Annotated in this window: 14 protein-coding genes; 6 read left to right on the top strand and 8 right to left on the bottom strand. The window is 68.5% G+C overall.

Annotation, left to right across the window (positions count from 1 at the left end; translation table 11 throughout):
• Positions 1 to 20 precede the first annotated feature (20 nt).
• From MKK51_RS06025 to MKK51_RS06035, 3 genes are read right to left on the bottom strand one after another with little or no spacing between them, the layout of a single operon-like run.
• A complete protein-coding gene (locus MKK51_RS06025; protein WP_243975656.1) occupies positions 21 to 506 on the bottom strand; it encodes an MmcB family DNA repair protein in 486 nt (161 codons plus the stop codon).
• Positions 507 to 556: 50 nt separating this feature from the next.
• Positions 557 to 1,372: a cobalamin-binding protein gene (locus MKK51_RS06030; protein ID WP_243975657.1), complete on the bottom strand. Its 816-nt coding sequence runs from the start codon at positions 1,370 to 1,372 to the stop codon at positions 557 to 559.
• A gap of 6 nt (positions 1,373 to 1,378) precedes the next feature.
• On the bottom strand, positions 1,379 to 1,900 hold the full coding sequence (locus MKK51_RS06035; protein WP_243975658.1) for a DedA family protein: 522 nt from the start codon (positions 1,898 to 1,900) through the stop codon (positions 1,379 to 1,381).
• A 168-nt stretch (positions 1,901 to 2,068) separates the two neighbouring features.
• Between MKK51_RS06035 and pdxY the strand changes: the two genes are divergently transcribed.
• From pdxY to MKK51_RS06050, 3 genes are read left to right on the top strand one after another with little or no spacing between them, the layout of a single operon-like run.
• The gene (gene pdxY, locus MKK51_RS06040) at positions 2,069 to 2,917 is read left to right on the top strand and encodes a pyridoxal kinase PdxY (RefSeq protein ID WP_243975659.1); all 849 of its coding nucleotides are present in this window, start codon (positions 2,069 to 2,071) and stop codon (positions 2,915 to 2,917) included.
• 23 nt (positions 2,918 to 2,940) lie between these two features.
• A complete protein-coding gene (locus MKK51_RS06045; protein WP_243975660.1) occupies positions 2,941 to 3,837 on the top strand; it encodes a PhzF family phenazine biosynthesis protein in 897 nt (298 codons plus the stop codon).
• Entirely contained in the window at positions 3,830 to 4,564 is a 735-nt protein-coding gene (locus tag MKK51_RS06050) for an NUDIX hydrolase (RefSeq protein ID WP_243975661.1), read from the top strand. The genes MKK51_RS06045 and MKK51_RS06050 overlap by 8 nt, the downstream gene beginning before the upstream one ends.
• 187 nt (positions 4,565 to 4,751) lie before the next feature.
• On the opposite strand, the gene MKK51_RS06055 is transcribed toward MKK51_RS06050, so the two are convergent.
• The 4 genes from MKK51_RS06055 to cobS form a co-directional block, all read right to left on the bottom strand.
• The gene (locus MKK51_RS06055) at positions 4,752 to 5,636 is read right to left on the bottom strand and encodes an alpha/beta fold hydrolase (protein ID WP_243975663.1); all 885 of its coding nucleotides are present in this window, start codon (positions 5,634 to 5,636) and stop codon (positions 4,752 to 4,754) included.
• A gap of 238 nt (positions 5,637 to 5,874) precedes the next feature.
• The gene (locus tag MKK51_RS06060) at positions 5,875 to 6,567 is read right to left on the bottom strand and encodes a TIGR02281 family clan AA aspartic protease (protein WP_243975664.1); all 693 of its coding nucleotides are present in this window, start codon (positions 6,565 to 6,567) and stop codon (positions 5,875 to 5,877) included.
• A complete protein-coding gene (locus MKK51_RS06065) occupies positions 6,564 to 6,782 on the bottom strand; it encodes a DUF1289 domain-containing protein (RefSeq protein WP_243975666.1) in 219 nt (72 codons plus the stop codon). Before MKK51_RS06065 ends, MKK51_RS06060 begins: the two co-directional genes overlap by 4 nt.
• A gap of 53 nt (positions 6,783 to 6,835) precedes the next feature.
• Positions 6,836 to 7,666: an adenosylcobinamide-GDP ribazoletransferase gene (gene cobS, locus MKK51_RS06070; protein WP_243975668.1), complete on the bottom strand. Its 831-nt coding sequence runs from the start codon at positions 7,664 to 7,666 to the stop codon at positions 6,836 to 6,838.
• 100 nt (positions 7,667 to 7,766) lie between these two features.
• Between cobS and cobT the strand changes: the two genes are divergently transcribed.
• Complete coding sequence (gene cobT / locus MKK51_RS06075; RefSeq protein ID WP_243975670.1) at positions 7,767 to 8,816, top strand: nicotinate-nucleotide--dimethylbenzimidazole phosphoribosyltransferase; 1,050 nt, start codon at positions 7,767 to 7,769, stop codon at positions 8,814 to 8,816.
• Positions 8,817 to 8,896: 80 nt separating this feature from the next.
• Here the strand turns inward: cobT and MKK51_RS06080 are convergent, their stop codons facing one another.
• Positions 8,897 to 10,444 carry a sensor histidine kinase gene (locus tag MKK51_RS06080; protein ID WP_243975671.1) on the bottom strand — a complete coding sequence of 516 codons (1,548 nt, stop codon included), beginning with the start codon at positions 10,442 to 10,444 and terminating at the stop codon, positions 8,897 to 8,899.
• Between the two features lie 259 nt (positions 10,445 to 10,703).
• Between MKK51_RS06080 and MKK51_RS06085 the strand changes: the two genes are divergently transcribed.
• The gene (locus tag MKK51_RS06085; protein WP_243975672.1) at positions 10,704 to 11,159 is read left to right on the top strand and encodes a (2Fe-2S)-binding protein; all 456 of its coding nucleotides are present in this window, start codon (positions 10,704 to 10,706) and stop codon (positions 11,157 to 11,159) included.
• 77 nt (positions 11,160 to 11,236) lie between these two features.
• The gene (locus MKK51_RS06090) at positions 11,237 to 13,453 is read left to right on the top strand and encodes a xanthine dehydrogenase family protein molybdopterin-binding subunit (protein ID WP_243975938.1); all 2,217 of its coding nucleotides are present in this window, start codon (positions 11,237 to 11,239) and stop codon (positions 13,451 to 13,453) included.
• The last annotated feature ends 18 nt before the right edge of the window (positions 13,454 to 13,471 follow it).

Genomic DNA, 13,471 nt, shown 5'->3' on the forward strand with positions numbered 1-13,471 from the left:
TCTGCAACCCGTCGGCTGGTCTACAGAGCCCCCTCCCGCACGCCCCCCGGATCGGCCAAGGCGTGCAACACTCGTGCGGCGGAATGGGCGAAACGCAGGGTCACCGCCTTGCGGCGGGCGCCGCTGAGCACATGGTCGGCCGGGTCGCGCAGGATCGCGGCGCTGTAGCCGTCCGCGATGATCAGCCCGGCCTCGTCGGGGGTCAGCCCTTCGGGCAGAGAGTCGGGAACGGCGAAGTAGAAGCGGTCGCAATAGTCCCGGTAATCCGGCCACTTCTTGTCGGCGCGGAAGTCGGCGACGCTGGATTTGATCTCGACGATGGTCAGCCGACCCGCCGGGCACAGGGCGATGATGTCCGCCCGCCTGCCATTGGCGAGGGAGAATTCCGGGATGGTTACATGGCCGAGATCGGCGAACAGCCGGCGGACCCCGCGCTGGACCTGAAGCGCGGTCGCCGATTGCCGGCGGTCCGGGGGCATGACGAGATGGGCGAGGGCTGCTGACATGGCTTCGCTCGGGGAGAATGCGGTCTCGAATCGACGCTCCCGCCAGGGAATCAGGTCGGCCCGCCCTTGTCACCTGCGGCAGCCTGCCCGCCCGCCAATGCGGCGCGGATCGCATCGAAACCATCGGTAAGCGCCGCCGGCCCCGGCTGCAGGATCAGCGGCGACTTGATCTGGTGGATACGTCCCGCCGCCACGGCGGGGATCGCGTCCCAGCCCGGCCGCTCGCGGATGCGCGCCACATTCACCCGCTTGCCGCACCAGGAGGCAAGGATGACGTCCGGCCGCGCGGCGATCACCTGTTCCGACGTGACGATCCTGTCCTTGGCCGCCGGCTGGCGGGCGAGGTGGGGAAAGACGTCATCGCCGCCGGCATAGCCGATGAGTTCGGAGACCCAGCCGATGCCTGAGATCATCGGCTCGTCCCATTCCTCGAAATAGACGCTCAGCCGGGGCGGGCCGGCATTGTCGAGGGCGGCGGCGCCGAGGCGGTGGGCGTAACCCTGGGCCAGGGCATCCGCCTTCTCGCTCACGCCGACCAGGGCGCCCACGGTGCGGATCATGGCGAGGCAGCCGGCGACGTCGCGCTGGTTGAAGAGGTGGACCGAGATACCGGCGCGGGCGAGGTCGGCGACGATATCCGCCTGCAAGTCGGAGAAAGCGAGGACGAGATCCGGTTGCAGGGCGAGGATTTTCGGCAGGTCGGCGCTGGTAAAGGCCGAGACGCGCGGCTTCTCCTTGCGCACGCGGGCGGGGCGCACGGCATAGCCGGACACGCCGACGATCCTGTCTTCCTCTCCCAGCAGGTAGAGGGTCTCGACGGTTTCCTCGGTGAGGCAAACGATGCGTTCGGGCGGGAACCGGCGCATGCGGCGTCAGGAGTTGAAGAAACTGATGACGCCCGCGCCCGGCGCGAGCCAGACGAAGGCCCAGACGAAGGCCGAACTCCAATTGGCCAACTGGAACGGCAGGCGCGCCACCTCGAACATCCCGGCGATGAGCGGCACCACCGCGCGGGCCGGGCCAATGAACCGGCCGATGACGATGCCCCAGGCACCGTAGCGCCGACAGAAATCCTCGCCCTTGGCGACCATCTGCGGATAACGGCTCATCGGCCAGATCGACTTGGCCCCGTGCTGGAAGTAGCGCCCGATCTCGTAGGACACCCAGTCACCGAGCCCGGCGCCGATACCGGCCGCGATCACCATCGGCCAGAACGGGATGCCGCTGGCACCGATCAGCGCGCCGATGGCCACCAGAAGCACGGTGGCGGGGACCAGGATCGACAGGAAGGCCAGGGATTCGCAGAAGGCGAGCACGCCGACGATGAGGGGCGCCCATTCCTTGTGGATTTCCACGAAGGTCAGGATCGTGGTCTTCAGCGCTTCGAAATCCATGCATGCCCCTGCGTGTCGCGCCCGATGTGCGGGAACGTCGCCCTTCCGGCAAGCGGCGATCTCGTCACGTCGGGAGCCTGGCGTCGGTTGTGAATGCACCGCGGGGCAAAACCGGCTAGGACGCTGGCCGTCGCGCTCGCACCCGTCGAAGCAAGGCCGGATACGCCGATGAGAATCCTGTCCATCCAGTCGCACGTCGCCTTCGGCCATGTGGGCAATGCCTCGGCGGTGTTTCCCATGCAGCGGCTCGGCGTCGAGGTCTGGCCGATCCATACCGTGCAGTTCTCCAATCATACCGGTTACGGTGCCTGGCGCGGCCGGGTGTTCGACGGGCCGATGATCGAGGATCTCGTCCTGGGCATTTCGGAGCGCGGCGTCCTCGGCCGATGCGACGGCGTCCTGTCCGGCTACATGGGCTCGGCCGATATCGGCACCGCCATCGTGCGCGCCGTGGCGGCGGTACGGAGCGCCAACCCGAAGGCGCTGTATTGCTGCGACCCGGTCATGGGCGACACCGACCGGGGCATCTATGTCCGCCCCGGAATCCCTGAATTCCTGCGCGACCAGGCCCTGCCCGCCGCCGACATCGTCACCCCGAACCAGTTCGAGCTGAACTTCCTGTCGGGCCTGCCCACCGGCACGCTCGGAGAGGCCAAGGCCGCGTTGGCGGCGATCCAGGCCCTCGGGCCGCGCGTCGTGCTGGTGACGTCCCTCGTCACCGAGGACACCCCGTCCGAGTCCATCGACCTGATGGCGGGGGAGGGCGGGCTGTTCTGGCGCCTGCGCACGCCGCGCCTCGACCTCGACGTGAACGGTGCGGGCGACGCCATCGCAGCCCTGTTCCTCGTCCATTACGCCCGCACGGGCTCGGCGGCCTTGGCTTTGGGCATGGCCGGTGCCTCGGTCTACGGTCTCCTGCGCCGGACGGCGGAGGCGGGCTCGCGCGAGATCCTCACCGTCGACGCGCAGGACGAGTTCGTGGCACCCAGCGAGACGTTTCCCGTGGAGCCGGTCTGATGGTCAGCGAGAAGGAAAAGCCGATGAGCCGCCGCTTCGTCACCCTCGACGTCTTCACCGACACGCCCTTTGCCGGGAATCCGCTGGCCGTGGTGCTGGATTCGGAGGGGCTCGACGACGCGGCGATGCAGCGGATCGCCGGCGAGTTCAACCTGTCCGAGACGGTGTTCGTGCTGCCGCCGGAGAACCAGCGCCACAAGGCGCGTCTGCGCATCTTCACACCGGTCCGCGAGCTGCCTTTCGCCGGCCACCCGACCCTCGGGGCGGCGATCCTCTTGGCCCTGCGCGATGCGAAATCCGATCTCACCGACGCCACCGCCTTCGGCCTCGAAGAGACGATCGGCACCGTGGCCTGCGTCGTCGAGGCGGGGGAGGGGAAGGGACGCGGACGCTTCAAGCTCCCGATTTTGCCGCACTACGATGGCGAGGGGCCGGACGCGACGCTCCTCGCCCAGATGATCGGGTTGGAGACGCAGGACATCGGCTTCGGGCGTCACGCGCCGAGCCGGCACACGGCCGGGCCGTCCTTCCTGTTCGTGCCGGTCGACACGCGGGCGAAGCTCGATGCGGCCCGTGTGGACCTCGCCGCCATCTCCACCCTGGATCCTCAGACCGCGCTCTATCTCTACGCCGTCGACCCGGAAGGTCTGGGCCTCCGTTTCCAGACCCGGATGTTCGCACCCCATCTCGGCGTGATGGAGGATCCGGCGACGGGCTCCGCCGCGGCTGCCTTCGCGGGCGTGATGATGGAGTTCGAACCCCTCGGCGACGGCGAGCACGATGTCCTGATCCGCCAGGGGCTCGCCATGGGCCGCCCGAGCGAGATCGAGCTTCAACTGGTCGTCGAATCCGGGGCCCTCCAATCCGTCGAGATCGGCGGCTCGGCCGTGGTGATGAGCGAAGGGACCCTGCTTGTCTGACGGTTTCACCCTCACGCGGATCGAGGAGGTGACGGCCCGTCTGGTGCCGTTCGAATGGGACTGGGCGCGGGACAACGCGGGTTTCATCGCCGAACACTGGGCCCGCCGGTGCGCCGCACGGTCGGGGCTGTTCGACGGGCGCGTCCTCCTCGCGACATCGTGCCGGATCGAGGGGGCGTCCTGTTCCGTCACGCTGTTCGAGACGTCCTACGCGAGCTTCACCATCCACAAGGACCTGGGCTGGCCCGACCCGAATGTCCTCAACGCCTTCGCCGCCATCGTCCCTCATGGGTCGGACGGCGCCGTGCTCCTCGGTGTCATGGGCGCTCACACCGCCAATGCCGGACAGGCGTACTTCCCCTGCGGGACGCCGGACCTCGATGACGTGCGGGATGGCGTGGCGGTCGATCTTGCCGGCAGCGCCGAGCGGGAGTTCGTGGAGGAGACGGGAATGGCGCTCCCGGCCGACTCCCCGGAAACGTGGTTTCTGCTGCGCGGACGGACCCAGGCGGCATTTCTGCGGCCCGTGATGTTCCGCGAACGGGCGGACGCGCTGCGCGAGGCGATGGAGCGCCATCGCCTCTCGGAGATCGCGCCGGAACTCGCCGGTTTCGTCACGGTCGGTTCCGGCGGCGCGATCGACCCCTGTTCGATGCCCGACTTCGTACGGGCCTACCTGCGGCACGCATTCCGGTCGTCGCTCCCCTTCGCGTCGCGGAACGGCTGAACCGAGGCCAGGCCCCGCGGGCGTCGAACGGCCCGTCCGAGTGCTCGACGTCCGACACGTGGTACCCGTCGCCGAACGTCCGAGGGGGATGGCGTTCCGCCGCTCCGCTGTCGGGCGGAGGACACGAAGGCGGCCCCATCCGTCGGGCCACCGACACGTCGCGCTACGATGCGCTGACAGCCGGGGTTCAACTCAGTGCGGAAGGCCTCTCGCTCCTATCAAGGAGGAATGGAAGGAGGACGGCGGTGAATGCCTCGGGATGCGAGTAGTTGATTCCGTGGGCCGCTCCCGGAATGACGGCAAGACGGCCCCGAGGCAGGGAGCCTGCGAGGCTCACGACGAAGGCATGGGGGACGATGTAGTCACGCGTGCCCCAGACCACGAGCGTTGGCTGCTCGACCCGCCGCGCCTTCTCTCCGATGCGATTGTCGACCATGCTGCGCAAGGTCTGGAGGTAGCGTCCGAGACCGGCACGGGCATAGTCCGCGAGCGCCACCCAGGCGAGCGACCAGCGCTCGAACGGCGCGATGGCGAGAAAGCCCAACACCTGCCGGGCGAGGTTGCGCGCTTCCGGGTCCGGCGTGGGCCCCTGCAACACGAGGCGGTCCACGAGATGGGGGTGAAGCAGCGCCAGTTCGACCAGCACCTCGCAGCCGAGGGAATTCCCGACGAAGGCTGCGCGTTGCACCCCGACCGCTGTCATGAAGGCCGCCAGGGCATCCGCGAGTTCGCGAACCGTGAGCGCACGGTGGGGCTTCTCGCTCAAGCCGAAACCGGGCAGGTCGGGAGCATAGACGTGGACATGAGGGGCGAGATGCCTCGCGAGCGGGACCATGTACCGGCTCGACATCCCGAGCCCGTGGACGAGGATGACGGGTATACGGTCATCCGGCACGGCATCGAGCGAGACGCGGGCATGCATCGTCCTGCCGTCGACGCGGATCTGCCTCGCTTCGAGCCGGACGAGATGTCCGCGCCGGTGCCGGCTGGCGCGGCGCCGGGGCAAGGATGAGACCAGCGCCAAGCCGGCCAGGATCCCGCCCGCCGACACCAGGATCCATGACAGGGACACAGGCGCCTTCCCGTTTCAGCTCGCTTCCGCCATCCGCGGGAAGGGGTGCTCACGTCTGCTCTCTAGCAGCAAAGACACCATCTCGTGCGACCGGTCTGGATCCTGGCGGACGATTTGAGGGAATGGACGTCGACCGCTAGAGCCGCGCCCGACCACGTTGGGCCGGGCTTCATCTCCAGACCCCCGTTTAGCCGCGCTGTTTTTCGCCGAACCGGCATCCAATTCGATGGAGAGCGCTCTACCGTATCGGGCGCAACACCAGTCGGTCGCCGCGCACCTCGTAGGAACCGAGCCTGTCGAGGAAGCTCATGCCGAGAAGGTTGCCCGACAAGGCCCCGCGACGGCTCACCAGGGCCGAGACCCGGCGTTCGGTGATCGTGCCGACCGTGACGCTGTCGAGATAGACCGGCGCGGCCATGGCGACGCCGTTGGCAGTCGAGACCCGGATCGAGAAGTCGGACTCCGCCGGGGAAATCCCGATCGCGGCGGCGTTCTCCGCCGTGAGAACGACGGAACTCGCGCCCGTGTCGAACTGGAAGACCTGTGGGCGACCGTTCACCTCCCCCCGGACGGAGAAATCGCCATCGGCCTTCCGGTTGATCGTAACGCTTCCGTCGCCCGACGTGACCGCGCTTCCGGGCCGCAGCGTCCCGACGAGGCGGTTGCCCACATCCCCGGCCTCCTCCTTGTAGGCGTAGCCCGCCACAAGGACGACGGTGAGGGCGGCCCAGAACAGGAGCGCCTTCAGGTTGGTGCCGATCTGCTCGCGGAACCGGTGCCAAAATCCGGCGAGGAAGATCGTGAGCAAGGTGCCGCTGAAGGCGAGCCGCGCGAGCTGGTCCTTGTCCAGACCGGCGACGGTACTCTCTCCGTCCGAGAACAGGAGAAAGGCGAGGATGCCGAGCAGGTCCGCGACGGCAGCGTAGATCATGGCTTGGCCAGGGCCTTCTCCCGCAGCGGATAGGCGGTGCGGAGGCGATGTCCGAGGGTCGCCATGATGGCCTGCCGCTTCGGCTCCGACATCGAGCCCCACAACCCGATCTCGTCGCGCGTGCGGCCGCAGCCTTCGCAGAGTCCGGTCGCCGCGTCGAGGATGCAGAGTTTCGTGCAGGGGCTCGAGGGCCTCGGGGCGACAGGCTGGGTCATGGCCGTTCCATGCCCTCAGGCGCGGGTCGCGATCAAGGTGCAAAGTACCATGGTCAGCGCGGGGCCGTCGCCACGAGGCCGAGAAGCGCCGCGATCTCCGCCACCTGTTGGCAGGCTCCGATGACGTCGCCGGTCTGCCCTCCGATCTTGGCGCGGGCCAGGGCGGTGAGCACGAGGGACGCCGCCAGCGCCATGGCCGGCATGAGTATCATGCCGGCGAGCGGCAGGCCGGCGCTCCAGCCGAGGGCGACGAGGGCGACGGCGACGAGGCTGACGATTTCGATGGTCCGGCGATCGGGTGATCCCACCGATGCCCCCGCCCCGCCGGGGCGTGCGGGTCCGAGCAGCACCATCGGCGCCAGGGCGGCGCAGCGCGAGAGGGAGGCGGCCAGTATCAGGGCCAACGCGGCCAGCGCCCCGGTGCGATCGAGCAGGGTCGCGAGGGCTCCGATCCTCAAGGCCAACGACAGGACGAGGGCGACGCCGCCATAGGCGCCGATGCGGCTGTCGCGCATGATCTCGATACGGCGCTCGCGCGTCGAGCCGCCACCGAATCCGTCCGCCACGTCGGCGAGACCGTCCTCGTGCAGCGCGCCGGTCACCAGCGTCGCCAACGCCACGGCGAGGGTGGCTGCCAGGAACGGTCCGAGATCCAGCGCCCAGGCGACGAGCAGGATGAGGGCGGAGGGCAGGGCGAGGATGAGACCGGCCAGGGGCAGCATGCGCGGCAGGATGCGGAAGTCCGGCACCCGATGCGGATCCCCCTCGCCGGGCAGGCGCGGCACCGGCAACCGCGAATAGAATCGCAGGCACGCCGCGAGATCGTAGGCCATGGGCGCGCCGGGAAACGCATCGTCCGGTTCCAGATCCCAGCCTTGCGTCATCGAGGCTCTGCCTTCACCGCCCGCGTCCCGTTGGTTATAGCTCGCCCCACAGGCAGGCCGCCATACCGGACGCGCCGAGACCCAAGGCAAGTTTCGCGCGATGACCCAGACGCCCCAGAATCACGATCATACCGACGAGACGCCGTTCTCCGACATCCGTCGCCTGATCGCGTCCGTGCCCGGCGCGGACCGCGATGCCGTCGCGATGGTGCGTGAGCGGGATGCGATGCTGACGAAGCCGGCCGGCGCGCTGGGCCGCCTCGAGAACCTCGTCGAATGGCTCGCGGCCTGGCAGGGCAAGGGCCAGCCCAGCCTCGACCGCCCCCTCGTCTGCGTTTTCGCCGCGAGTCACGGCGTCACGAAACGCGGCGTCTCCGCCTTCCCGGCGGAGGTGAACCGCCAGATGCTCGACAATTTCGCCGCGGGCGGCGGCGCGATCAACCAGCTCTGCGCCGCCTACGGCCTCGGCTTCAAGGTCTTCGATCTCGCCATCGACCTTCCCACCGGCGACATCTGCGAAGGCCCGGCCTTCACCGAGAAGGAATGCGTGGCCACCATGGCCTTCGGCATGGAGGCCATCGCCGCCGGGACCGACTGCCTCGGCCTCGGCGAGATGGGGATCGGCAACACCACCATCGCGGCGGCGATCTATGCGGCGCTCTACGGTGGGGGGGCGGCGCATTGGGTCGGTCGCGGCACCGGCGTCGATGCGGCCGGGATCGAGCGCAAGGTCGCGGCGGTGGACGCCGCCCTGGCGCATCATGCCGGTCACCTCCACGACCCGCTCCAAGTGCTGTCGCGCCTCGGAGGCCGCGAAATCGCGGCCATGGCCGGCGCCATCCTGGCGGCGCGGATGCAGCGCATCCCCGTGGTCATCGATGGCTACGTCGCCACCTCGGCGGCGGCGATCCTTCACGCCATCGATCCGGCGATGCTCGACCATTGCCTCGCCGGCCACGTCTCGGCGGAAGGGGCCCATGCCGAAGTGCTTGAACGCCTCGGACTGGTGCCGCTCCTGGCCCTCGGCATGCGCCTCGGCGAGGCATCCGGCGCCGCGCTCGCCATCGGCCTGCTCAAGGGCGCGCTCGCCTGCCATCGCGACATGGCGACATTCGCCCAGGCGGGGGTGTCGGGACGCAGCGACGGCTGAGGCGGCCCCATCGGGAACGTCGGGTCCGTAATGGCCCGGCGGATAGACGGTGGCGGTCCCCGGAAAGGCGGATGCGCCGGTCAGGCCGCCCGCGCCGCGCTCCGCCTGCCGCCCATGGCCGTGATCGACTCCGCCTCGGCGGGCAGGTTCAGGGCGGGCAGGGTGTCCATCACGCGGCTCGCTGGGAAGATCACGACGACCTCGGTCCCCTCGCGCGGCTTGGACTTCAGGTGGAAGTTGCCGCCGTGCAGGTCCACCAGCCCCTTAACGATGGGCAGGCCGAGCCCCGAACCCTGTTCGGCCGTCTTGATCGCCAGGGAGCCCCGGCCGAACGAGGACATCACCGTACCGAGTTCGTCCTCGGGGATACCGGGCCCGCTGTCCTTGACGCTGACATACTGCCCGCCCGAGGCCGTCCAGCCGACCTTGATCGTGATGTCGCCGCCCGGCGGCGTGAACTTCACGGCATTCGAGAGGAGATTCAGTACGATCTGGCGCAAAGCGCGCTCGTCCGCCCAGATACGGGGCAGGTCGGGATCGATGAACTCGTGGAAGGCCTGGCCTTTGCCGCGGGCGCGCAGGGCGACCATGTGCCGGCATTCGTCCACCGCATGGGCGAGCTGGATCGCCTCTTCGTTCAGTTCGTAGCGTCCGGCCTCGATCCGCGAGAGGTCGAGGATCTCGTTGATGAGGTTGAGAAGGTGCATCCCGCTGTCGTGGATGTCGCCCGCATATTCCTTGTACGACGGCGCGACATGAGCGCCGAAGACCTCGTTCTTCATCACCTCCGAAAAGCCGAGGATGGCGTTCAGCGGCGTGCGCAACTCGTGGCTCATGGTCGCGAGGAAACGGGACTTGGCGAGATTGGCCTCTTCCGCCCGCCGCCGCGCCTCATCGGAATTGGCCTTGGCCTGTTCGAGCTCGATGAAGATGGCGTCCTTCTCCGCCTGGGATTTCAGCGCGCCCACCGCCGAGGCGTAGACGCGGCGTGCGAGGCCCATGAAGAAGATCTGTGAGCCGACCACCATGGTCACGAGCAAGATCGTGTCCATGTCGTGCGAGAACGCCAGAAGGGAGAGCGCGGCCAGGATCAGCGGCAGGAGCGCGGCGGCGGCGGCGGCCGGCAGGGTCGCCGCCAGCATCGCGGCCACCGCGGCGGCGATGACGAGGCCGAACAGGACGAAGATGCGGGCACTGGGAGCGGCCACGAGGACCATGAGCGCCCATGACGTACTCTGGACGATCTCGCTCAGCATGAAGGCGCTGCGCCAGCGCCTGACGGATACGGCGTCCGCCGGCTGACGCAGGAAATGCTTGGTCAGCCCCATCGACAGACCGACGCCGCAGAGCAGGCAGACGGCCCAGGACAGGGCGACGGGGACCGGCACCCAGAGCGACGAGGCCCCGGCGATCAGAAGCCCGAGGACGGCATGGGTCAGGCCGGCACCGGCGCGGTACTCGGCGTAGATCCGGATCAATTCGTAATCGAAGGCGCGTTCCAGACCGCTCGTCGAGGTCAAGCGCTCGCGCGCCGATCGGATGTCGCGGGCCACCTTGCGGCGGCGAGCAGATTCCGGTGCCGAAGGACCGCGTCCACGCTGAACCATCTCCGCTGTCAGGTCGGCCATCACCGTCTTGAGGATCTTTAGGAGGAAAGCCGACGGTCGGAAGGACCGTCACCCGTCGGCGCTGCGACCACACGAAGCTGCGCGCGATAGGTTAAGATCGGCCTGACCCGGTCGCGACACTTGTCTCCAAATCGGGCGGATCGACCGGGCGAGGCCCGATGAAAGGCCGACGCCGATCTCCGATCGATGTGTGCAGGCGCACATTTTCAGAGAGGATGTGGTATTTAGAACAAGTCGATACTGAAGTCGGAGAGACGTCATGCTGAAACTGAATGTCGACGGTGTGTCGCATGATGTCGATGCCGATCCCGACATGCCGCTCCTGTGGGCGCTGCGCGATCATCTCGATAAGACCGGGACGAAGTATGGCTGCGGCATCGCCCAATGCGGTGCCTGTACGGTGCATCTCGACGGCCAGCCCGTCCGCTCCTGCCAGACCCGCATCGGCGATGTGGGCGAGGCGAAGGTCACCACGATCCAGGGCGTGTCCGGGCGGGTGGCGGACGCGGTCCAGACCGCGTGGCGCAGCCTCGACGTGGTTCAGTGCGGGTATTGCCAGTCCGGCCAGATCATGTCGGCCATCGGCCTGCTCTCGACCACTCCCAAGCCAAGCGACGCGGAGATCGACGGGGCCATGGACGGCAACATCTGCCGCTGCGGCACCTACCAGCGCGTTCGCGCCGCGATCCACGAAGCCGCCCGCTCCCTCGCCTGATCCGAATGCGAGGCCGGCCCCTGGGCCGGCCTCGTTCGCTCGATACCGTGCGCGTCATCGTCGCCGTGGAGGAAGCCATGCTGAAGGTCCGTCAGACCCAATCCGAGGCGGCTGCTCCCCGTCCCTCGCGCCGTTCCTTCCTCGGCGGGGCCGGGGTAGCCGCCGGAGCCCTGGTGATCGGATTCACCCTGGACCCCGCCAAGCCTGTGCGCGCGGCGGCCGGACCCGACCTGTCCTTGGCCCCCGCCCAGCCCAACGCCTTCGTGCGGATCGCGGCCGACGATACCGTCACGGTGCTGATCAAGCATCTCGACATGGGGCAGGGCAACACGACGGGCCTCGCCACCATCCTGGCCGACGAGCTCGACGCCGACTGGTCCCGCGTGCGCGTCGCCTTCGCGCCCGCCGATGCCAAGCTCTACAACAATCTGCTGATGGGCCCGATCCAGGGGACCGGCGGTTCGACGGCGGTGGCCAATTCCTGGTTCCAGCTCCGCAAGGCGGGGGCGGCCGCCCGCGCCATGCTCGTCTCGGCGGCAGCCGAGAAATGGTCCGTCCCGGCCTCCGAGATCACGGTTTCGAACGGCACGGTCCGTCACGCGGCCTCGAAGCGCGAGGAGCGGTTCGGTGCCCTGGCCGAGGCCGCCGCGGCGATCCCCGTCCCCGAGCAGCCGAAGCTCAAGGACCCGAGCCAGTGGGTCCATATCGGCAAGAAGCGGCCGCGCCTCGATTCCGTAGCGAAGACCAACGGGACCGCCATCTATGCCATGGATATCCGTCGGCCGGGCCAGGTCACGGCGGTGGTGGCGCATGCCCCGCGCTTCGGCGGCACCGTGTCGAAGGTCGACGACAAGGCCGCCCGTGCCGTTCGCGGCGTGATCGACGTGGTGACGATCCCCACCGGGGTCGCCGTGATCGCCAGGGACACCTGGTCGGCGATGAAGGGCCGGGACGCCCTGTCGGTCACCTGGGACGAGCGCGCGGCGGAAAAGCGGTCTTCCGACGCCATCCTCAGCGAGTATCGCGAGACGGCCAAGCGTCCGGGAATCGTCGCATCGGAGAAGGGTGATCCCGCCGCCGCCATCGCCGGATCGGCCAAGGTCATCGAGGCCGAGTTCACCTTCCCCTATCTGGCCCATGCGGCCATGGAGCCCCTTAACGCCACGATCGAGCGGGCTGCCGACGGCTCCTACGACATCTATGCCGGCCTGCAGTTCCAGACGATCGAGCAGGCGGTGGCCGCCGCGACCCTCGGTGTGACGGCAGACAAGGTCAGGCTGCATACGCAATGGGCGGGCGGATCGTTCGGGCGACGGGCGACCCCCACCGCCGATTACATCGCCGAGGCCGCGTCGATCATGAAGGCAACCGGCGGCAAGGCGCCGGTTCATCTGGTTTGGACCCGCGAGGACGACATGGCGGGCGGGTATTATCGCCCGATGGTGCTGCACACCCTCAAGGCCGGCATCGACGCCAAGGGCGCCATCACCGGATGGCAGCACCGGATGGTGGGCAAATCGATCATGATCGGCTCACCGTTCGAGGCGATGCTGGTGAAGAACGGGGTCGATTCCACCACGGTGGAGGGCGCGTCGGACACGCCCTATGCCATCCCGGCCTACCGATTCGAGGTCCACAACGCCCGCGAGGGCGTGCCCGTCCTGTGGTGGCGTTCGGTGGGTCACACTCATACGGCGCAGGCGATGGAGGTGTTCATCGACGAGTTGGCCCACGCCGCCGGCGCCGATCCTCTGGCCTACCGCCTGGGCATGCTGACGGGCGCGCCGCGCCTGTCGAATGTCCTGAAGCTCGCCGCCGAAAAGGCGGATTGGGCCAAAGGCAGCGGCGGCAAGGGCCGGGGCCTCGGCATCTCGGCGCACGAATCCTTCGGCTCTTACGTGGCGATGGTGGCCGACATCACGGCGGATGGCAGCCACGTGAAGGTCAACCGCATCGTCGCGGCGGTGGATGTGGGCGTCGCCGTCAACCCTGACGTGATCCGCGCCCAGGTGGAGGGATCGGTCGGCTTCGCGCTGTCATCGGTCCTGCGCAACAAGATCACGCTGACGGACGGGGTGGTCCAGGAGAAGAATTTCGACGCCTACGAGCCGACGCGCATGAGCGAGATGCCGGTGGTGGAGGTGCATATCGTCGCCTCCGATGCCGCTCCGACCGGTATCGGCGAGCCGGGCGTGCCCGTCATCGCCCCGGCGATCTCCAACGCGATCTTCGCCGCGACGGGGCAGCGACTGCGCTCGCTGCCCCTAGATCTCTCCGGCCTCAAGGGAGTCTGAGGCCGGCCTCGTTTGGGC

The organism is Methylobacterium sp. E-045, from assembly GCF_022829685.1.
Lineage (GTDB): Bacteria > Pseudomonadota > Alphaproteobacteria > Rhizobiales > Beijerinckiaceae > Methylobacterium.